Source organism: Providencia lanzhouensis (assembly GCF_050469745.1).
GTDB lineage: Bacteria > Pseudomonadota > Gammaproteobacteria > Enterobacterales > Enterobacteriaceae > Providencia > Providencia lanzhouensis.
The window spans coordinates 720,582-741,796 of the sequence record NZ_CP174123.1 but is presented as its reverse complement, the minus strand read 5'-3'; the positions used below and the strand labels follow the sequence as shown (position 1 = coordinate 741,796).

The following is a 21,215-nucleotide window of genomic DNA, read 5'->3' as shown; positions in this document are numbered from 1 at the left end:
ACTACTCAACGCATAACAGAGTAGCTTGAACCATTGTGTTTCCACTGACTACATTAACCGAACAAAGTCGGTCCCGCAGCAGCAGTGAAAGGCACAATACCGTGGTGCACACGGTCATTAGCCCGATAAGAGCAAACTTGGTCATTCCTCTTGACTCCTGTACAAAAAGGAGACAAAATCCAATTGTCTAGGTTGGAGACTGCCTCGAGTTACTGTTAATGGAACTCGGGGCTTTCGTCTTTTTGGTCTCACAACTTGTTGTCTGCTTGAACCAAAATGATCCAAGCACCCACCGCCATCATAGCAGTATGCTCATCGAGAAAAAATATCGATTCAATTAACTAACCATATGATATTAAATTCATTTTTAATGATTACTATCGTTAATGGCTATTTATTATAGCTAATCGATAGGAAATGGGATTTTTTAAGGGTTATCTGACTTGAAAAAGGGTGCCTGTACCACCTAACCCACAATCAGAGAGAAATGTGGGGGATGACTCCCCCACCAGACTACTCAACGCATAACAGAGTAGCTTGAACCATTGTGTTTCCACTGACTACATTAACCGAACAAAGTCGGTCCCGCAGCAGCAGTGAAAGGCACAATACCGTGGCGCACACGGTCATTAGCCCGATAAGAGCAAACTTGGTCATTCCTCTTGACTCCTGTACAAAAAGGAGACAGAATCCAATTGTTGGGTTGGAGACTGCCTCGAGTTACTGTTAATGGAACTCGGGGCTTTCGTCTTTTGGGTCTCACAACTTAATGTCTGCTTGAACCAAAATGATCCAAGCACCCACCGCCATCATAGCAGCATACCTATCGCGAAAAAATATCGATTCGATTAGTTATGGCATTGAAAATATTAATGATTAATTGAATAAATAACAAAAATGGCCAACTCAGTTGACCATTTCGATATAAATGCACTAATTAGAGATAATGATTAGTGTTCGCGCGTTTTGCGGAATCTCACTTCAGGATAACGTTCGCTGGTTAAGTTCAAATTAACCATTGTTGGTGCAATATACGATAAATTATCACCACCATCTAAGGCTAAGTTCTGCTCATTTTTGCGCTTAAATTCTTCGAATTTTTTCACATCATCGCACTCAACCCAGCGAGCAGTAGAAACGTTAACCGCTTCATAAATCGCTTCAACGTTATATTCACTCTTCAAGCGAGAAACCACCACGTCAAACTGGAGCACCCCTACCGCCCCCACAATCAAGTCATTATTGATTAATGGACGGAAGACCTGCACAGCACCCTCTTCGGATAACTGCACCAAACCTTTCAGTAGCTGCTTCTGCTTCAGCGGATCACGCAGACGAATACGGCGGAATAATTCAGGAGCAAAGTTCGGGATCCCTGTAAATTTCAGTTCTTCACCTTGGGTGAAAGTATCCCCAATCTGAATAGTACCGTGGTTATGCAAACCGATGATATCCCCTGCATACGCATTCTCAACTTGAGAACGGTCACCCGCCATAAAGGTCAGCGCATCAGAAATCACCACGTCTTTCTTAATGCGAACTTGGCGTAGCTTCATCCCTTTTTCATAAGTACCCGAGACGATACGCATAAAGGCAACACGGTCACGGTGTTTTGGATCCATATTCGCCTGAATTTTGAAAACGAAGCCGGTAAATTTCTCTTCAGTGGCTTCCACTTCACGCACATCAGTTTTACGTGCCTGCGGTGCAGGCGCCCACTCAACGAGGCCATCAAGCATATGATCCACACCGAAGTTACCTAAGGCGGTACCAAAGAATACAGGGGTCAGTTCACCCGCTAAGAATGCATCGTGGTCAAACTCATGGGAAGCCCCTTGAACTAACTCCAGCTCTTCGCGAAGCTGAGAAGCTAATTCATCACCAACAGCCGCGTCTAATTCAGGGTTATTTAACCCTTTAACGATGCGAACTTCTTGAATTGTGTGACCTTGACCTGTTTGGTACAAAATGGTCTCGTCACGCAGTAAGTGGTAAACACCTTTGAATAATTTACCGCAGCCAATCGGCCATGTGATTGGGCAACAAGCAATTTTCAGCTCATTTTCCACTTCATCTAATAGCTCCATTGGATCGCGAATATCACGGTCCAATTTGTTCATAAAGGTCAGAATCGGTGTATCGCGCAGGCGGGTAACTTCCATCAGCTTACGAGTACGATCTTCAACCCCTTTACCGGAGTCGATAACCATTAAGCAACAGTCAACGGCGGTTAGTGTACGATAAGTATCTTCCGAGAAGTCTTCGTGTCCTGGGGTATCTAATAGGTTCACTAAACAATCATTATAGGGAAATTGCATCACAGAGGTGGTGATTGAGATACCACGCTGCTTTTCCATTTCCATCCAGTCTGATTTGGCATGCTGGTTAGAACCGCGACCTTTTACTGTTCCCGCGCGTTGAATTGCGTGTCCGAAAAGTAATACTTTTTCAGTGATCGTGGTTTTACCTGCATCGGGGTGAGAGATGATAGCAAAGGTCCTTCGCTTATTGATTTCATTAAGAAAATCTTGGTTTGCCATGTATAAATTCTTTTAGTTTGTACACGGATTTGTACACACTTTTGGAAGTACTCTCTTTTCAGTTCTTCGCTTGTCAAATCCGTCGTGTTAATCGTAATTGGCCGCTATTTTCGCTGATCTTGACTTTATAAACAATCAATGGTTATCTAATCGGTTACCATTTACTCTCAGCGTGCACCAATGCTCAGTTGTAGCTGTTTGCAATCGTTGCTTCTTCAGCTAATGAACAACTGTGGCTAAACCACAAATTCCTTCGCTACCAGAAATCGATGATAGCTTGTCGTACTACACCGATGATGGTGCAGTTGCCGTTGATCGGTATTGCAGGGTATTGCGGGTTCAAAGGTTTTAGATACTTCTGTTCACCATCAATAACCAACTGCTTAAAGGTTGCTTCTTTCGAATCATCCAAACGCGCAACAACCAATGAACCTGAAGAGTAAGGTAACTCAGGATCAACAACGATCACTGCCCCCTCAGGTATGGATTTTTTTCCGCTTGGATTTTCCATACTGTCGCCTTTTACGCGAAGTGCGAAACAACCCTCATGTGCTTTCCCAGTGACTTCACGCCACTCCTCAGCATCTTCATGGGCAAATCCCTCCGCTATTTCAGTCCAATCACCGGCCTGAACCCAGTTAATGAGAGGAATTCTTCCCTTAATATCAGGCCCGACTTCTACATTACCGACCCCCAAGCCAATCTCGCCATCACCTGTGGCGAGCCAATGAGCATTCACGCGAAGCGCCTCCGCGATCTGCATGGTGTAACGAGACCTAGCCGATTTACCAGAGCAAATCTGGCTGATCGACTGCTGTTTGATACCAATGCGACGAGCCAACTCAGACTGAGTTACCCCAGTAAGCTGCAAGGCATGGTTTAGTCGTTCGGATAAAGTTTTCATAAGCCCGCATTCTACAAATAAAACTGTAGTCTTTCAACAATTTTAACTGTTGACTTATCTACAGTTTAAACTGTAACATTCAATCTTGTAACAGTTATTATTGTAATAGGAGACGGTATGGAAGTGTTCAAAACGACACAAAAACATCTCCGCCGTGCCATTGACTTGGTCGGCGGGCAATCAGCATTAGCAAGAGCCATCAACTCAAAACAGCAAAACGTCTGGTTTTGGTTGAATAAATCAGGGCGTGTTCCCGCTGAATTCGTTTTACCCATCGAACAAGCTACGCAAGGACAGGTAACCCGATCTCAGTTAAGACCGGACATCTATCCCGAATGCCCAAGCGAGCTGAAAGCCAGTAACCAGTAGGATTAAGGGCAAGTAATGGTCAGCATTTTACGTAAACACAGAAGCGAGTACCTCCATGCGTGATTATGGCAAGGTCTATACCCGCTTTTGGCTAAAGCAAAACGTTTTGTCCTGGAGTGACTCTGCGAAGTTGCTAGGACTGTATTTGCTTACATGCCCACATTGTAATTTGCTTGGCTGCTTTCGACTGCCGATTGGTTACGTTGCTTCTGACTTGAACTGGGATGAGCAACAGGTTGCCAAGGCGTTAAGTGAGTTAGAACAAGATCAGTTCCTGATTCGTTGCGAGGGATCTGGTTGGACTTTGATTCGAAGCTTTCTGAAGCACAACCCAATCGAAAACCCAAACCAAGGTAAGGCAGCCTTTCGGTTGCTTAAAGATGTACCTGCCGACTTCGTTGGTATGGCATCGCTTTTGAAATCTCTTGCCGCTTTTCAAGCTCGGCTTCCAGAAGAATTTTCATCATTGTTTATGCCTGATGGCAACCCGGTAAGGGACTCTCAACGGTCGGATGACTCTGAGAGAAGCAATAAACCAACAGTTAAAACTGTTGACCAGATACAGTTTGAAGACTTCTGGGATGTACAAATACGCAAAGAAAAAAAAGCGAAAGCCAAAGAAGAATGGCTACGCATGGGCCTCAATGAAGACCATGAACTCGCCTTGGAAGTGCTAACACGCTGGAAAGAGCAACGAGACAACCGATTGCAGTATCAAGATCGGACTAAGACCCCTATGCCACATAACTGGCTTTTAAACCGGCAATGGGAAGACGAGTACGTTCGCATTGATGAAGTACAGCAATCATCGACGAGCCTAAAGGGCAGCAATCACCAATTGAATATTGAAGAAAGCAATCGCCGCATTGCTGAAAGCTGGGCCGGACCAGGTATTCGGGAGGTTCGTTCAAGTGCAGGAGGTTGATAAACGCGAGTTTGCTGAAATTTGGGGAGCAGCTTGGGCCATGTATGGCAAAAGCGTATCACCGCAATTGCTATCCATCGCATTTGAAGCCCTTCGTGCTTATAGCATTGAAGAAGTGCGAATCGGTCTGACTCGGCATATTCAATCACCGGATACTGGGCAATTTTTTCCAAAGCCCGCTGACGTCATCAAGCATATCGACGGCAACTCAGGTTCAAGAGCCATGGTTGCTTGGAACAAAGTTGACAAGGCTGTTCGTCAGGTTGGCGCTTGGACATCCGTGATGTTTGACGATGCGCTTATCCACCGCGTGATTTCAGACATGGGTGGATGGGTTGAACTCTGCAAGGTTGATGACAGGGAATACCCCTTTAAGCAAAAAGAGTTTTTAACACGCTACCAGGCTTACTTGCTGCGGGACGAAGTGGGTGAATACCCAAGGCTATTACAGGGTATTGCAGACCATCAGAACCAGCAAAAAGGATTTGATATGCAAGCGCCGGTTGCCGTAGGCGACTGGTCAAAAGCGGCACAAGTTTATACGAGAGGCATCGCCGACTTTAGCGCAGTGCCATTAAAAAGAATAAGCCCGAAAGCCATTCAGGCGCTTCTCGGAAATCAATTAGAGGACAAAAATGAAAACGATTAAAGCAAAAACCATTGCCCTAGTGATAGCCATGTCCGCAAGCACTTCAGTCTATGCGTTTCCGGGCTATCAGTGGGAAAAAGCAGCACATAGCGTTGGTATTGATCCAGTCATGCTCTACGCCGTTGCCTTGGCTGAGTCGGCCTCACATCGTGGTCTCAACATGACCAGTCCATGGCCATACGCAATTCGCAATGGTTCAAACGCAACCTACGCCAAATCTAAGACAGAAGCAGAGCAACTGTTAAACCAGGCACTGCAAGAGACTGAAAAATATCAGCTCGATATTGGCCTTATGCAAATCAATTTGCATTGGCATGGGCATCGGGTGAGCTCAGCAGCGGAACTGCTAGACCCCATCACCAACCTTACGGTCGGCTCAAGTATTTTGGCCGAAGCAATCAAGTCTTCACCAAATGATTTAGAGCTTGGCATAGGCCGCTATCACAGTTGGAACGAAGAGCGTGCACGCTGGTATGGGCAAAGAGTGCTTTCTATCTATCGCAATATTTTACATGAACTGGAGGTCCGTCAATGACAACCAATCAACAAGACTTCTATCAATTAAATTTGGCGTACCTACACGCAGCACGAGAATTGGCGCGAATTGATCCGCAAGAGGCCGTCTTGCGCTTTGGACTTACACGCGACGTGGTTGATGCTCTGATTAATGCTGGTGTTGACGACCTGCAACGAGTGGCGACCTCATCATTCATGCTGTTTCAACCAAGGGGTAACCAAAGCCAACTGATTGAGATGGTGAAGAGCAAAGGCACAGGTATCCCAAGAATCGCTTATTTATTATCAACCCTAAACAACAAGGGGGATGCATGATTGATAACCTGTCCAAAAGTGAGCTATTTACCCGAGCCTCGCTGCTTATTAAATACGGATTTCGAACAACCATTATCGCGCTCGATACAGGTTTGCCAATCCACATTATCAGAAGGCTCCACAAAGAAGTGACTGGCAAGTCACCTTGTCCTGGTCAATTGCCAGAATCTGATGCCATCGTCAAAAGCAGAAGAGCATTAGTTGAAGGCTCCCTGCTTATGGCGCTTTATGTCAATATTGGTGGTGATAATGTCTACAAGCAATTAAATATCGATGCTTTGATGAAGGCTTACGATGCGTATTTGGTTGCAAGAAAAGAAGCAGATCTTCCAGCTGAGATCCCCTGGAAAAAACTGACCATCAATGAAGGTTGGGTTCTAGCTCGTGATTTAAGATCACAGCTTGCATCCTTACACCGGTGTCGATGCGGCAGTCTGTATTTGACGGTATCACAACAGCGCATTCAGCTTAAATGTCCTGTGTGTGAGATTATGGCCGAGCAAACCACTAGAGCACTTTTTGAGAACTAACATGCAGATGCATGATTTGATTGTGCACCTCCCGTGCACTTTGAGAGTACTAAGAAGATGACAAACTTACTTAAATCTTTACCAGCACGCTGCTGGTTTATATCACTGGGGCTTTTTCTGGCGACTTTGGCTGCGGCTCATTTCTTTCCTTCAGAAATATTAACGGCATCTGCCAAGTTAGCGGCTTTGCCATTTCTGTTCTGCACCGTCGTTTTTTTCAGCTACTTGGGTTTCAAAGCGACCTGTAATCCCATCGGACTTATAGCCATAATCACTATGCTTGTAGCAATCGCATATTGGCAAGCGAGTTGGACAATTGTTGGTTTGGGACTCTCTTTCTTAGCTATTTGTACTGGAATTAGATTCTTGAGTAGCCAAGTTAAAGATTCGGGTAGAACTTTGAGCATTGAAGAAAAATGGTATTGGTATAAGCTCCATTCGTTTTTTGATGGCTTTTATCCAAGGTATCCCAAAAAGCCAAAAAAATAGCCAGCCAACCACAAGCTGGCTACCTTCTATTTTCAGTTCCTTCCTGATGCCTGGTTATAAGCCCTAATATCGATCAAGTTGTTCTGAGCATAATCTCCCGCAAGCGATGCATTTGAGATCACCGCTATCTGCTTATCCACAAATGCTTTATCTTCTTCAGACACACTGTCAGGGATGTAAGCGCCACTCTCATCCTTTTGACGATACTCATTTAGCATTTGCTCCCTTAGACCTAGCATTTCAGGCGACCAACTCGATGAGTCTTCAGAGTTGAATACGCGTCCCGCCAAACCTTCATTGAAAGCTTGAGCGAACACTTGACTTTGAATCGGGGTCAATCCCATTCTCTGCCCTTCGCTGTATGCTTCCTGTTTGAAATCATCGGCATACTGTTCTAAGAACTCACCATATCGATTGTTAACTGCCGCACCAAATGCCCCCGCCAACATGGCTTCAGACTTAGTGCCCCAGTTTACTTCGGAGGCATACTGCGAACTCGATCCACTGTATGCATCATTAAACGCCGTCAATGGATTTTCCAAAGAGGTTCCGGCATCAACGGCGGCTTTTAACCCATCCCAGGTTGATTTGCTGGCCACCGTTGCGTTGTGCAAGAAACCTCGTGAGCCAGGATCTTCAAGCGCTTGTTCTTTGTAACTCTCATAGTCTTCGCCAAAGTGATTCAAGGTATGCAGAGCTGCATCAGTATGCTTGCCACTGAAATCACCAATAGCACTGGCGCTGTTGAAGAACATTTCAGCACCAGAAACTCCGCTATCATCAGCCATAATGCGTGATCGCCACTGAGATCCAGCTTCACTGTTTAGTCCAGATTGATAGGTACTTGTGTCAGTAGCTACGGCCTGCTGAGCTTGCTGCTGATGCGCATTCAACTGTCCATCTATACCAGACAGATTGGTTTGGTAAGCCGATTGAGCTGCGTTGAACTGAGTTTGAACTGTTGCTGCATCCTCGTAGCCGCCCAATACACCCGATTCAACTTGGCTTTGAGTACCACCAAAAGTAGGTGCAGTTGATGACAAGCCTTCATTTGAGCGCGGCTGAATTGATCGTAAATCGGCTCCGGTAGCCATGGCCATAACCGTCATTGCAGCTTGATAATCATTGTCGCGTTCAGCGGGCGTTGAAGAGTTGCTATAGGTTAAAGACTCCATAGCTGCCGCTACATACGCCTGATTATCATCAGGTAGCAAGCGCTGATACATTGGAAGGTTTTCACGTAAACGGTTACCTGCTTCAACATGCTGGTTCATATAGCGACCTAAATAATCCATGACTTCAGGATTGTCCGCCGCTAATCGGGTTAACGTCGCACCATCAGTATTTCTTTGTCCTGATAGACTGTAGCTGGCCTGATCAAGCTCACTAAAGCGATTTGATGCCGTGACAACGTCTTGTGCTGAACTCTGAAGTGACTGATAGTCTTGGTTAGACAACGACATTTCAACGCCAGAACGTCTTGAATCTGAAAGGTCCTTAACCATCGCATCGCGATACTCAGCACGTCGTGAATCACTTAATGCCAAGCTTTGCATCTCCCCAGTGAGCGTATTTGCGGTCGTAGATCGAGAACTGCCTTCTGACGACTCAACTTGGCCACTAAAGTTACCACCTAAATCCAGCCCTGCTCGTACCCTTGATAGTTTTGGTACACGAGATGAGTCTGGCTTATCGACTCCTGGCAAGTTGCCCTGTGGAGAATCATTGCCGCCAGTACCAAGAAGCCTTCCAAGAAAGCCCTTATCAGCAACTTCTTTCTCACCGGGATTAGTAATGGTTCCATCGCCACCGACCCTTAGGCCTCCCGATAGCACGCCCGATACCAAGCCACGTACAGCATCTTTTTTATCGTCTCCAAAACCATACCGAGTTTGCAGGTCATCAGTAACCTGATTAACAACGGCGCTAGATGCGGAGTTAGAAGAACCAATCTGACGTCCAACCGAAGAAAGGTTGTCGTAACTTAGCTTTTCACCAAAGGTTCGACTCATGGTATTGCCAACCTGACGGCTAAAGGCTTGAGTTGCCTGAGTCATGGATTCTTTTGCAGAGCCGACCATTGAACCCACTGCGTTTCCGACAGAGAAACTGCTTAGTAGGTTTGACGCGCCGGTCATAGCAGAACCAGTGAGGGCTGAATTTTGGAACATTGACTGTGATTGCATTACCGGGGCATTTTTCGCGACATCTGGACTTGCCAGCTTTTCATCAATGGCATCACCGTTTTGTAGACGCCCAGCCAAGTGGGTAGCGGTTATTGCTGAGCCATAAACGAGCATGAGCGAAATCGCCGGAACACTCGACGCCAACATGCCGCCAGTAGCTATCCAGGTTTGCAGCACTGAATCCATCTGCATCATCCCAGCAAAAGATGGCACTTCTGTACCTGCAAAGGCATCAAGAGCAGACATTTTCCCTGCAACGGTTAAATGAATATACAGGTTAATGATGGCCATGACAGGCATCCAAAGTTGAATCCAAAGCAGGATTAACAAGTACTTCCCAGCCATTCGCATCCCGATTTGGCCAAGGGCTATCACAAAGGCCATCAATGGGGTGATGGCGTAAATGAACCCCTCAAAAAACGTCATCATCGGACGAACGATACTCTGGAACAGGGTCTGCTCCGCCGCCCATTGCGTATTACGCTGCTCAATCGCTTGGTTAACCATAACGGCTGCGGTGAAAGCTTGATCATCCATATACTTGCCCGTCACGCTTTGCTCATAAATAGGCAAAAGCACTGACGCGGTCATATACTCTTGGGTGTTAACCGAAGCCAAACCAAGGTTATTCAGTGCATTTCGGATCACGTCATCAGTGTCCGTTGCTGACGAAGTCCCCAATGAGGCTGACAGAACCTGTTTAAGCCTTGGAATGAAGGTTGATTCTGTCATGAGTTTCAGTTGGCTATAGGCATCGGTGCAGTCCAGATCGCTACTGCTACCACTGAGCATGATTCGAGTGCCATAAATGCGCGAATCAAACCTAATCGCTGTCATCGGGTTAGGATCACTCAGCACCTGATCGAGGTTCTTTTGGCCGATGTCGATACCAATCAAGGTGCACTCTTTGATGTAGTTAAACCACGATTGCTCGATGTCCGAGCCGCCGACACGATTTGCATCACCCAACCCAGAGCGATCCATCACCTGTTTTCTCACTTTAATCAGTGACTGTAAACTGGATGCAAAGCCGTATTCCGTCATCGCGGGAGTTGAGAAGGCGGTTTCAAACAATCGCGTGATTTGAAAGCCAACAGTCGAAATCGTACTACCTGCGGCAGCAACACCGATGGGCACATTATCAACCACTCGAACTTGTCCGGTGTACGCATCCTCAATGCTCACTCGGGTACTGGGTCCAAACATGGTTGCAAAGACTAGCCATGAGACTAAAACGTGTTGAAAGTTAATCCCACGACCGCCTTGCATTAAGGCCTGGACAGAGACCATCAATACCCCAATGAGCAAGCCAATGCGAACCATTGAAGTAAAATCGCCTGTACCAGTGATCATCGCGACAGCGTTCAGGACCTGCTCTAAAAAAGCCGAATCCCCGATGGAATAGATTTCCCACATGACCTATTCCCCCAGCGCCGTAGATTTAACGGTGTAATAACGCTGTTTGCGAATGGTCTGTATCACCTGGTTAAAATGTGCCAGCAACTCTTGCTCTGAGCCGTATCTTCGCTGCAACGCGGCGTACTCCTCATTGATTTGGCGACGTGCACGTTCAAGGTCTTCCGTTAATAACTTCGCATAGGCATGATCTTCCACACCGGAGGTACTTCTAGCTGCATTGAGCATGTCTTCAACTAATGCTCGGGCCATCTCAACAGCAATAAATGGTGCCGCTCGTGAAGCAAACGACCTAGCGGCCCCTTCATTTAATGCAGAAAGAGTTCGAATCATGCCCCCAATGCTGGCAGGAGCCGAGGTCATAAAAGCCTTTTCGGTGGCGCTAGCAGCCCCTGTATTTCGAGCAAACTTAAAAATAATGCCGTTACTAGAACCTGTACCAAGAAGTAAATTTTCTACCTGAGTTGATAACCCGGTAAGAGTCACGTTAGTGATTATTGGGTTCAGACAACCGTCTTGCGTCACTGTGTCACATCGGTACATAGCGACGTTACCGCCATGAATTAGATGTTCAATAGTCACTTTATTGCCATTCAGTCTGGTCAGTTTCGGGGCTTTACCTTGACCATCAGCCGCATTCGCTAAATCACCAACGATGATCGAGCCCGTCACGGACATAACCGCTTCAAGAAAACGGTCATCCCCCGATGCAAACCAGCTTGATGCCGAATGACGTTTCAGTGCTCGCCAAACCAAATTACCTTTAATCGTTCTGTTTACATCAGATGCCGCGACACTCGAAGCGTTCTCATATGGGTTCTTACCATTGGACTCACTCCAACTGGTAAAAATGTCCCCAGCCCCTTTAAGTGAGCTCAACATGCTGGCTTCTGTTTGCCCCTTTTTACCAAAAGCAGCCAGGGTATCGTTCACGACTCCCTGAGCCATTTGACAGGAATTACCAAAATACTCGTTCAACTGCTGGATTTTCTTTTGCAGTGTCTCCATGTGCTGAGAGCATTTCTCACACATAGCACTGAGCGCCAATTGGAATGCATACCCCTTGGCGTTTGCAGCAACAGAGCGAAGTAATTGAACAAACTGATCCGCGTTAACAAATGACAAACTTCCCGCGAACATATCAATGCCGCCACAACCGGCTTGGAATGACGGTGGCACCATAGAGACGAGGTTCTCGTTCATGATCCTGTTACGAACAACAACGCTTCCTCCAGATATAACGCCACGCCGCTGACTCTCGAATACACCAGGCGCAGTGGTGTTGGTCATTGAACCAAACAACTGGTTCATCTCCTGTTGCAAGCTTGCTTGGCTCATAGATGAAAAACCAATCGCACAGGCGATTAGCGATACTCGGATTACTTTTTTCATTGTTATAACCCTCCTTGTGCACGCAGATAGCGAACAAGGAACTCAGGGTCCTGTAATATCTTTTCGTTAAGCTCTTGGGCTGACATCGCGAGTGACACGCCGGGTTGAACAGGTCTGGTGGCATAGTAAGTTTGATCGTCAATCCAACCGGCTTGATGGGCTGCGAGAATGATTCGATTATTGAGCTCATCAAGGCTCATTGCGCCTTGTCCAATCGGAGTAATAACGTTAGGCGGGTCAACTAAGAACACGGCAGGGACAGTCGTAACGGACAAGGATTGGGCTTGTCCTGAATCGACTTTGTAATTGGGAAACTCTCCACCGGGTAAAGGCAAGCCATCGACAGCAATAGCAAACACCTCGAACCCATAGTTCAAGGCCATAGATTCGATGATAGGCGCTTGAGCATGGCAATAAGGGCAATCCGAACGATAGAAAAAGAACAAACCAGCCCGCTTCGCTACTTCACCTAAAGCTACATCACGTTGAGTGCCAGCTTCTCGATCCATCCGATTGGCAGCATAGGTCGCCAAGGGTCTGCGACTGATTTCATCCAAAACAGGATCGCCCATGACCACCTGCTGACTAACATCAGCAAACTGTGAGCCCTTATCCATCATGACGCGCTGGAGATACAGATAGGCTCTGACGTTCTCATTCGTCGGCTCATCAATTGCCTTGTCCATGAACGACTGCATGTGCTCACGAAACCAGGCAGCACTGAAAGGCTTTAGCCCGTCCTTAGTGGGCTCCACAACACCAGATTTCGGCTTCATTAGGTCTTCAGACTCGGCTGGCTCGGGAATGACCTGATACCAAAACCAACCTTCCTGACCACGCTGATAGAATTGCCCATCACTAGCATAGGCGGGCAAGATGAATAGAAAGAAAATAATGATTGGGATGGTCACCCATAGGATGAACCAAGGTAACAAAGGCGTTCTCATTGTCAGCTCCAGAAATTTCACAGAGCTAACATGCTAAAGATCCCCGTAAGAGCGATTGGCCAGATAGATGAAGGAATCGTGTGTGTTTCTGACTATCTATTAAACACTGTTACTAACGTAAGTGCTTTGGCTGATGGCACCATCACAAAGTGCATACCAGAGCTCCCATGACACCAAAACTCTGCCTGTACGAAATATTTTTTTGCTTTCTTTGAAGCTATACATTCTGGCAATAAAGATTTTGCCAATTCTGTGCTACACAATTTAGCGCACAAAGCCTTCCAAGGATGCTTAGGTACACCGCCTGAAAGCCGTTCCACAAACCTTTCCAGTGCATGACGAGTCACCACGACAGGCCCAATGTTCGGAACGTTGATGACCTCATCGATTTCTCTCACGGTAGCATTATCGACGCTGTATTCTTCGAAGGAATATGAGAGCCAATCTTCCCGTTTCTCTACCGATATCTGTGCTTCCTGGTATCGAGTGAGCAAAAACCTAGTCAGGCTGTAAAGTGAATGCTGAGTTGAGCGTTGTTTCTGTAACTTTTTGATAGCTCCTTTACTGACCCGGATTTGAAGCCCATTACCGCTTCGGTTACTCCCCATCACCTCTTTCACTGACAGTAGGTGATGAATCGCATAGAGCTCAGCTGCAATTGGCTTTTGCTGCTCAGTTAGCTTGTCGTATTGCTCACCTAAATCGACCTTTAGTTCACCACCTCTTCGAAGGCCGGTCTTCCAGTAAACCGTAAACTCACCATCAATCTGCTTTGTTAACAGGGTTAATACCATCATGTTTGTTTCTCCTATTGGTTATCTATTTTTCATTCTCCATGATTTTTCAAATATGCAAGGCGCAAAAAAAGGGGCCGAAGCCCCTTAGATCAGATATGAACTTTCGGAAAGCCCATGGCTCCGTAAACATTCAGCACATCATTCCAATCCCAACTTTTCACGCCAAGTGACGTTGGTATCGGAGGGATCAGAACTTGTGTCAGAATGCCTTTTTGCCAGGCTTTTTTCTTGAGTTCATTCGCTGCATTCAGGCCGGTCTCAGAGAGATCGTGATCTGCCCAGATGTACAGCATTTTCACATTACTTGGTGGTTCAAACCTAGCCAGTAGCGTTGCATTCACAACCGACCAACATGTCTGTCCCGTAGCTCTGGTAACCGCTAAAGCTGTTTCGATGCCTTCAGAAACACCTAATACCTCACCAGGCTCACCTATCGGAATGGCACCACCAGTGATTGTTCTGTCACTTGGTATCGGCATCATCTTTTTAGGCTTTTCAACCGGCGCTTTGAATCCATCTTCACTTAGGTAGATCCGATGAAACGTGGCCGAACGCCCTTGCTGAGTAACGATTTTACCTAGCAGCGCTGGGTAGCTATCGATAAACAAGCCATCTTCATCATGGTAAGGCAAGTTTGGATGATACCTCAGCACCGAATCCCATTCAGGACGAAGCCGGGTAACAATGCCACGACGATGCATGTAGTTCCAAACTGGTTGCGCACGAGTATCTGCAAGAGAAAACGTTTCTCCCCAGGTTTGATTCAAGCGATGGATAATCGCTTTGTCCTCGTCCTGCTTTCTAGCCTTCCAATCAACTGCGTTACTCGGTATTGGCCGAATAGGCGCTTGTATTTGTCCGGGTTGAATACCAAGAACCTGGCCGATTGCTTCAATAGACTGAGCAAAGTTCCATCCATTAATCCAAGACAACAGTTCAAAACCATCATGAAAGATACCGCAGGTGTTACAAACGCCACCTCCGGTATATTCAGCATCTTTGAATAGCCTAAAGCCATCACGACCGCCATGAACAGGACAAGCCACATGACGGCCCTTTCGAGCAATGGCGGCATCAAGTTCTGGCACCAATACCGCTAATACTTGAAGCCATTGGCCATTAAGATATGGCCTTACTGTTTCAATTTGTAAAGGTAACGCCATATAACCTCCTTAAGTAAAAAGCCGACTCCTACCACTGGTGGTAAAAGTCAGCTTGGGTCCTGCATTGAGCCGTTTGGTTAATGCAGGAACGTTAGTCAAGCTGGATACCATGTCGTCTTAATAGCCACATGATGGAATCACGAAGCACATCAGGATCGACAACCGCAGCCATCGCGCAAACACGAAAGCAAAATGGCGTTAATTCGTCATTTTGAATCCACGACAACACATCCCTTCGCAATCGAGTACTGACACGACCGTCCAGCAATACACGGATCGCATCCAATAGAATGCCTTCGCGTAACTGCCAGATTTCCGTGTCAGACCAAGTGACTGGGGCATCATCAAACTCAAATAGAAATTCGAGCTGTGATGACGTGTGTTGATAGGACTGCTTTTGTGATGAAGGAGAATGGGCAATGCGCCCATTCATTAAAGATAACCGCGTTCGGCAAGCGAAACGCAGCCCTCGGATGCGACCACGACATGGTCAAGCGTTCGAATATCAACAAGTGACAAGGCGTCACGGAGTCGATGAGTGATGCGTTTATCAGCTTCACTGGGTTCAGGATCACCCGATGGATGGTTATGAACCAGTATCACTGCTGCCGCATTAAGTTCTAGCGCTCGTTTTGTTACTTCCCTTGGATAAACGCTCGCTGCATCTAAAGTGCCTTTGAACAGCTCTTCAAATCGAATAACGCGATGCTTTGTATCAAGAAACAGTACGCCAAAGACTTCGTGCTCATACTCGTGCATCAGTGTTTGCAGGTATGAGAACGCCGACGATGGCTGTTCAATTTTTCGACCTTTACTCAATCGACCACGGGCAAGCTTGAGCGCCATATCTAAGATATCCGCTTCAGTCACTTGCTCAGGAACGATGTAAGTACCGGCTTCTTCGCCAGCTAAGAACTTTCTGTTTTTCATAGGAGTCTCCAAAAAAAACGGAGACGAACCCATGCCCAGGCGGGGACGGAATCGTCCCCGCAGGGTGGTAAAATGGATGTGGTTACTGAATTATCAGTTGTTGTGTTACTTCGAATAACTCACGCTTCAGATCTTTGACGTCGTTAATCACGATGCTTCGAGGAAAGAATTTCTCAACACTGCGTGTTTGAATCCCGATCCCCAGCAGCTCAAAGCCACTGCGTCTGCACCGGTCAACAATGTCATGCGTGGCAGCCCAATCATCTGGGTCACCATCCGTTAGCACTATCATTAGCTTTCGCTTCTGTTTTTGTGCCAACAAACTGTTTGCCGCAAACCACATAGCTTGTGCCATAGGCGTACAACCTCTTGGTTTTTGGTCAAAACAGGCGGCCCGATGTCGAACCGATTGCTTGGGCAATAACGCGATAGAAACTTCCTGATGAATACCAGGAAAATAACTGACCGCAGGTACAACACCCGGTATACCTTCCAATGCCATGGCTAAAGCCAAAGCGGCTTCATTGGCAACATGAAAATACTTGCGATTACCTTCGCCAATGGGCTTACCCATTGAGCCCGATATATCGACAAGCAAGTGCACAGCAGCATTAGGCGCAATGCGGGGCTGCCTTTGAATAAACAATCTCGACTCACCTGCTTGTGAAGCGGCAAGACGATGAGTTGCCACTCGAAGACCGTACCGTTTGGCATGATTCCGATTGTCCTGACTGGACTGAACCATGCCCCTAAGTCGGGCTCGAATTTGAGCCGACTCAGACGCCGATAAGGTCAAGATAGCCTCATCACCCAACATAGCTTGCTCTGCTTGGGGCAAACTGAGTGGAGTGACGCCCTGATGTCCTTCTGCTTGTTCCGACAACACTTCTGCCACTTGTGCAAAGGTATCGGGTTCAAAGTGAGCGGCACTGGCCTCTAAGGCTTGTCGCAAATTATCAGCTTGATCAGAGTTATCTGAATCACTCGTTTCAGCAGCATCCCCTGTTGCAGACGAACTTGTTTCCGGGGTTTGACTGTCACTACTGCTATTGCTGTCATTACTCGCATCTTGTCCAATGTCATCACCGCCATCAGCATCAGACTCATCCTGTGGTGGACGAGATTCTTCTTCCAACATGGCAACGATGGCATCGACAAGTTTCAGCACTTCACCTGTAGATGCCAGGCTAGGCACTGCTGTCAGCATGGCGCTTAACCGGCTCATCGCTGCGGCAGGAAAGAGTTGTCTCACTCTTTCATCAACAGCTTGATACAAAGGCGTCAGCGCTTTCTGGCCCAGAAAATGGCATCTCAAGCGAAACAACAACCAGGCTTGCAAGTTAGATGCAGGCTCAGGCTGTTCAGGTACACACATTTGCTGTGTGTCCACCATGTACTCAATCACTTGCGAAATACTGCGCCGGGTTCCGGGGTAATCCTTTGCCAATTCGTTTTCAATGCGCACATCCTCAATAATATTGAGAAGTGCCTTACGGATCGGCTTAGACGACGCCTTCTTCACCATGTCAAAATTGGTATGCCGAATATGCGCCGCTTCATGAGCCAGATAACCCCAAGCTATTTGTTGATAGTGTGGGTCGTCTGGGTTTGCTGTTGGGATCACAATCCGCTCACCATCGGTAAACGCATCTTGTCCTTGAATAAGCACCTTCACACCAAACTTTTCGCCATAAGCGGCGGCAACGATTGGCAGTGCATTTTTTAATGGATGATTCATGGGAGTCTCCTAATCATTAGGGGGAATACTCCCTCAGCGGGAGCGTTTCCCCGCTGGGAATGTAAGTGTTTAAACCTGTGCTTTTAGCTTAACCAGGTCGTATTTTTGACCTAACCAAGCCACCAATTGAGCGGTACTCTCGTGCTGCTCAAATGACGTTTTAAGCTGGTCTAAACTCAGGATGTCATCCAATGTCAGACCATACTGGTCTTGTAACTGAGTAGACACCTCGTGTTGATATTGCAGCCAGGCCCGCTCATGAGCGGTTTGCTGCAATGCCATGTTTGGAACAAACACCATGGCCGTTACCCAAACACCTTGCCCGTCCGCATCTGCGATCAATACAGGGTTCTTGGGGATCACGACACTATGTGTTGAGTACGATCGTTGTACTAACGTTCGACAACACGCCACTTCTGGTATCGATTCACTTTCAACCGCATCAGTCACACCACGAAAATGCGGTTCAAACTGGTTCAGTTGGCTGGGGTTATGGATGGTTGATTGCATAATTTCCTCTTACATAGTTCAGAGGACATGCGCCCTTAAGGGCAACATGCCCTCAAGGACGTTAGAAATAAAATGAGTTTGGTACAGTCGAACCAAGGTTTGGTCTGACGGTTGGTTGTGGTATTGCACGTAAGTTATCTGCCTGAGCAGATACTGGCTGTGCGGGTTTAGGTTCAGGTTTGGGCATCAGTTGTCTGATATCCAATTGACCTTCACCGTGCATTCTCATCTTGTCTGGATCAGACAAAATTAAAATGGTCGCCATCAGTTCGTGATAGAGATTGTCTGTCACAGGGCCGGTCTTCGGCAGACGAACAAATAAATTGTCCATCGCTTCAACCATCGGCTGAACTCGATGATCCAGGAATGACAAACCATCCAACTTGTCTCTTAATCGCTTGAGAGGATTAAGGGCACGCTGACTGATTTGATTCTTTCCTGCAACGGAACGCTCAAACAGTTCATTAGCATCACGAGCCACCTCCCTAAATAGGGTGTGTCCCATGCCATTGACCTTGTCATCTAAGCCACCAGCTTGTTCAGCCGGTTGCATTCGATAGATGGCATAATCGAACTGAAGCCGTTGTTCCACGTCTTCGATGGGTGACAGCGCACGCCGAATTGCATCTGCAAATTCCGGGTGTTTCGCAACCCAGTCAAACGTCACCTGATCATAGTTGTCCAAGAACAACTGCTTGCACTGCGCAAACTCCTGACCGATCCTGTCAAGCTCTGGAACAATCTGATCAATTCGGTCTTCAGGGACGGCATAGCCACCTAAAAACCGCACACCGACTTGCTCACACAAGCGCTGCGCTTCTTTCTTAAGCCTTTCAAAGTTCGCCAATGCCTCTGGGTCGCAAATTTTTTTACTCCCTAAGCTGGCAACATCCTTCGGTGGAAGTTGGCTGCCATTGGCTAATCTGAAATCTTCAGGCCTTAGCTTTTTTCTACCGCTCCAGATGGAACAGTCGATGTGACAAATCAACAGTTTGTCGAGGGTTTGAATACTCATAGTGCATCCTCATGCGAGATGGGGACGCACCACTCCCAACAGGAGCAATGGCCCCCGTTTGGGTGGTAGTAGTTGACGCGCTAATGGCAATACCACTATCAGAAATAGTAATTTTGCGAATCAGGCGACGATTGGTTGAGATCGATTTTCACAGGCATTAAGTCCAGTGCTTCAGCTATCGGGCGAACCCGCTCTAAATCACTGCCTAGCAACCGCAATACATCTTTTTCCAACTTCAGTTGGTCGGATACTTCTATCCCTTCAGGACTCGCTACTGTGAGCGAACACAGTGGTGGTAATTGACGCTTAAAAGCCAGTAACAGCAACAATGGCCACGGGCCATCATCAGTGTTAACAATGCCAGCGCCTTCACCTGACACCATGCTGATTTGATTGGTACTAGGTAATCCGCTTTTGCAAAACCCTAATGACCATTCTCCAATCCTGACTTGGTTATCATCAATAACAGCCAAGCCATAGGCTTCAAGCAGCTTTGCCATATCGAACAACGCTTTTTTCGCCAGCGATATTTGGCCATTGACGTCCTTGCGAGTACGAAACTCCCAACTGACGTTATTGACGCACGCGACACTATCTAGCGCATTTGAGAGTTCAAATGGCCGCCCTTGATGATCAATGCCGACTTGTCCAACCAATCGATAACCCTTGTTGATTTTCTCATTGATTCGTCGGTCTGCTTCAGCGTTAGGATCAGTCGAATCAATCAATCGCTGCTGCGACAATTGACCGGCTTTTCCAAACCGAACTTCAATCTCCTGGGTATCCGATCCAACGTAAATGGCCCATTCTTTGGCTGTCCCATCAGAATGACGGTAACGGTAAAGAGCAAAGCACTTATCCATCATCAATCCTCCCAATGGTCACCGAAGACATCAGCGGCAATACGGTGAATGGCTTCTCGTTGCTCCAACTCAGCACGAGCCGTCAAAGACCGAACCAGTGCATACTCCACTGCGTTAGGAGCGCCTTTAAAAGCAAGTGTTAACTTTGCCCAGCGCACCAAGGTCCGAGTGGACATAGTGATACTAAGCTCAGCACCACCATCCGCGCCCCCAATAAAGAGACGACGAATGTCACCAGCCACTTTCACCATTTTTTGGCGAAAGACTTCTGGCAAGCCCGGCGCAACGTTCTCCAGAATGGCTTCCTCTACAGAAGGCTCTGCATAGGTCGCTTCGATGATTCTAAAGCGATCAAGAAAAGCCAAATTCTGTTGGAGCACACCTTGATACAAGCCCGTTTGGTCACCGCTGCCCGCACTGTTGCCGGTAGCGATAAAACGAAACTTGGTATGTGGCATGATGATCTCACCGCCATTTTGTGCGATGACCAACGGGGCACCTTCCAAAATGTCATTGAGCCCAGCCAGTTCAGCAGGCTCAGCAAGATCCATTTCATTAATGATCAGCAAATGGCCATGCTTGACAGCCAGTGCCAGCGGCCCATACACAAAGGTCATGTTGCCATTAACCAGTGTGTGGTGACCGATAAGATCGGACAACTCCAATCGACCGTGCGCAGTAATTTGCTGAACAGGCCAATTCAATCGAGAAGCAACTTGGCAAATTAGCGAGGTCTTACCGCATCCAGTGGGGCCTGTAATATACAAACCGTCACCGTCTGGGTGAGACAAGAACGCCAATACGTCACGTAAGTCTTCTTTTCTAAAAACATACTCGTCCTTGCGAACGGGAATGTTTGGATGGGTAGTGTCGGCACTAAATCCTTCCAGAACGAAAGCATCAGGAGCCGGGACATTAAACGCTTGATTCACTTGAACCAAAAATGGGGATTGTTCTGTCATGGTAAACCTCATTAGTTTTAACGAGGCCCCATGCCCCAACAGGGAATGAAGTCCCCGTC

General features: G+C 47.0%; 23 protein-coding genes. 7 read left to right on the top strand and 16 right to left on the bottom strand.

Annotation, left to right across the window (positions count from 1 at the left end):
- Nucleotide 1: 1 nt before the first annotated feature.
- The 4 genes from ACIH2S_RS03385 to ACIH2S_RS03370 form a co-directional block, all read right to left on the bottom strand.
- On the bottom strand, nt 2–118 hold the full coding sequence (locus ACIH2S_RS03385) for a Hok/Gef family protein (protein WP_430248554.1): 117 nt from the start codon (nt 116–118) through the stop codon (nt 2–4).
- A 395-nt stretch (nt 119–513) separates the two neighbouring features.
- Nucleotides 514–630 (bottom strand): Hok/Gef family protein, encoded by a 117-nt coding sequence (locus tag ACIH2S_RS03380; RefSeq protein ID WP_224061125.1) that lies wholly within the window; start codon nt 628–630, stop codon nt 514–516.
- 320 nt (nt 631–950) lie between these two features.
- A complete protein-coding gene (gene prfC / locus ACIH2S_RS03375) occupies nt 951–2,540 on the bottom strand; it encodes a peptide chain release factor 3 (protein ID WP_108479204.1) in 1,590 nt (529 codons plus the stop codon).
- Between the two features lie 256 nt (nt 2,541–2,796).
- The gene (locus tag ACIH2S_RS03370) at nt 2,797–3,444 is read right to left on the bottom strand and encodes a LexA family protein (protein ID WP_000854920.1); all 648 of its coding nucleotides are present in this window, start codon (nt 3,442–3,444) and stop codon (nt 2,797–2,799) included.
- A gap of 117 nt (nt 3,445–3,561) precedes the next feature.
- On the opposite strand from ACIH2S_RS03370, the gene ACIH2S_RS03365 reads away from it, so the two are divergent.
- Genes ACIH2S_RS03365 through eexS form a run of 7 tightly spaced genes read left to right on the top strand, consistent with a single transcriptional unit; the run spans nt 3,562 to nt 7,237 of the window.
- Complete coding sequence (locus ACIH2S_RS03365) at nt 3,562–3,813, top strand: helix-turn-helix domain-containing protein (RefSeq protein WP_024015942.1); 252 nt, start codon at nt 3,562–3,564, stop codon at nt 3,811–3,813.
- Between the two features lie 55 nt (nt 3,814–3,868).
- The gene (locus ACIH2S_RS03360) at nt 3,869–4,738 is read left to right on the top strand and encodes a hypothetical protein (RefSeq protein WP_024015941.1); all 870 of its coding nucleotides are present in this window, start codon (nt 3,869–3,871) and stop codon (nt 4,736–4,738) included.
- Nucleotides 4,725–5,387 (top strand): DUF6475 domain-containing protein, encoded by a 663-nt coding sequence (locus ACIH2S_RS03355; protein WP_024015940.1) that lies wholly within the window; start codon nt 4,725–4,727, stop codon nt 5,385–5,387. The genes ACIH2S_RS03360 and ACIH2S_RS03355 overlap by 14 nt, the downstream gene beginning before the upstream one ends.
- Nucleotides 5,374–5,922 (top strand): lytic transglycosylase domain-containing protein, encoded by a 549-nt coding sequence (locus ACIH2S_RS03350; protein WP_024015939.1) that lies wholly within the window; start codon nt 5,374–5,376, stop codon nt 5,920–5,922. The genes ACIH2S_RS03355 and ACIH2S_RS03350 overlap by 14 nt, the downstream gene beginning before the upstream one ends.
- Nucleotides 5,919–6,218: a flagellar transcriptional regulator FlhD gene (locus tag ACIH2S_RS03345; RefSeq protein WP_000210563.1), complete on the top strand. Its 300-nt coding sequence runs from the start codon at nt 5,919–5,921 to the stop codon at nt 6,216–6,218. Before ACIH2S_RS03350 ends, ACIH2S_RS03345 begins: the two co-directional genes overlap by 4 nt.
- Nucleotides 6,215–6,748, top strand: coding sequence for a FlhC family transcriptional regulator (locus tag ACIH2S_RS03340; protein WP_000566755.1), 534 nt, complete (start codon nt 6,215–6,217; stop codon nt 6,746–6,748). Before ACIH2S_RS03345 ends, ACIH2S_RS03340 begins: the two co-directional genes overlap by 4 nt.
- A gap of 57 nt (nt 6,749–6,805) precedes the next feature.
- Complete coding sequence (gene eexS, locus ACIH2S_RS03335; RefSeq protein WP_024015938.1) at nt 6,806–7,237, top strand: entry exclusion protein EexS; 432 nt, start codon at nt 6,806–6,808, stop codon at nt 7,235–7,237.
- A 32-nt stretch (nt 7,238–7,269) separates the two neighbouring features.
- Here eexS and ACIH2S_RS03330 read toward each other — a convergent pair whose 3' ends face one another.
- From ACIH2S_RS03330 to ACIH2S_RS03275, 12 genes are all read right to left on the bottom strand, one after another.
- Nucleotides 7,270–10,839, bottom strand: a complete 3,570-nt coding sequence (locus tag ACIH2S_RS03330) for a conjugal transfer protein TraG N-terminal domain-containing protein (protein ID WP_064497034.1) — start codon at nt 10,837–10,839, stop codon at nt 7,270–7,272.
- Between the two features lie 3 nt (nt 10,840–10,842).
- Nucleotides 10,843–12,231: a conjugal transfer protein TraH gene (locus ACIH2S_RS03325; protein ID WP_064497420.1), complete on the bottom strand. Its 1,389-nt coding sequence runs from the start codon at nt 12,229–12,231 to the stop codon at nt 10,843–10,845.
- A gap of 2 nt (nt 12,232–12,233) precedes the next feature.
- On the bottom strand, nt 12,234–13,178 hold the full coding sequence (locus ACIH2S_RS03320; RefSeq protein WP_053410251.1) for a thioredoxin family protein: 945 nt from the start codon (nt 13,176–13,178) through the stop codon (nt 12,234–12,236).
- A 92-nt stretch (nt 13,179–13,270) separates the two neighbouring features.
- Nucleotides 13,271–13,975, bottom strand: coding sequence for a hypothetical protein (locus ACIH2S_RS03315; protein WP_024023022.1), 705 nt, complete (start codon nt 13,973–13,975; stop codon nt 13,271–13,273).
- A gap of 89 nt (nt 13,976–14,064) precedes the next feature.
- Nucleotides 14,065–15,138 carry a DUF7146 domain-containing protein gene (locus ACIH2S_RS03310; RefSeq protein ID WP_024023024.1) on the bottom strand — a complete coding sequence of 358 codons (1,074 nt, stop codon included), beginning with the start codon at nt 15,136–15,138 and terminating at the stop codon, nt 14,065–14,067.
- A 91-nt stretch (nt 15,139–15,229) separates the two neighbouring features.
- Entirely contained in the window at nt 15,230–15,571 is a 342-nt protein-coding gene (locus ACIH2S_RS03305) for a hypothetical protein (RefSeq protein WP_024023025.1), read from the bottom strand.
- On the bottom strand, nt 15,571–16,068 hold the full coding sequence (gene radC, locus ACIH2S_RS03300) for a RadC family protein (RefSeq protein ID WP_000797298.1): 498 nt from the start codon (nt 16,066–16,068) through the stop codon (nt 15,571–15,573). Before radC ends, ACIH2S_RS03305 begins: the two co-directional genes overlap by 1 nt.
- Nucleotides 16,069–16,150: 82 nt before the next feature.
- Complete coding sequence (locus tag ACIH2S_RS03295) at nt 16,151–17,806, bottom strand: VWA domain-containing protein (protein ID WP_053410252.1); 1,656 nt, start codon at nt 17,804–17,806, stop codon at nt 16,151–16,153.
- 69 nt (nt 17,807–17,875) lie between these two features.
- Nucleotides 17,876–18,316 (bottom strand): hypothetical protein, encoded by a 441-nt coding sequence (locus ACIH2S_RS03290; RefSeq protein ID WP_024023027.1) that lies wholly within the window; start codon nt 18,314–18,316, stop codon nt 17,876–17,878.
- Nucleotides 18,317–18,377: 61 nt separating this feature from the next.
- Nucleotides 18,378–19,331, bottom strand: a complete 954-nt coding sequence (locus ACIH2S_RS03285) for a DUF3150 domain-containing protein (RefSeq protein ID WP_000027441.1) — start codon at nt 19,329–19,331, stop codon at nt 18,378–18,380.
- Nucleotides 19,332–19,429: 98 nt separating this feature from the next.
- Nucleotides 19,430–20,197 (bottom strand): hypothetical protein, encoded by a 768-nt coding sequence (locus ACIH2S_RS03280; protein ID WP_053410253.1) that lies wholly within the window; start codon nt 20,195–20,197, stop codon nt 19,430–19,432.
- A complete protein-coding gene (locus ACIH2S_RS03275) occupies nt 20,197–21,156 on the bottom strand; it encodes an AAA family ATPase (protein ID WP_024015927.1) in 960 nt (319 codons plus the stop codon). Before ACIH2S_RS03275 ends, ACIH2S_RS03280 begins: the two co-directional genes overlap by 1 nt.
- Nucleotides 21,157–21,215 lie beyond the last annotated feature (59 nt).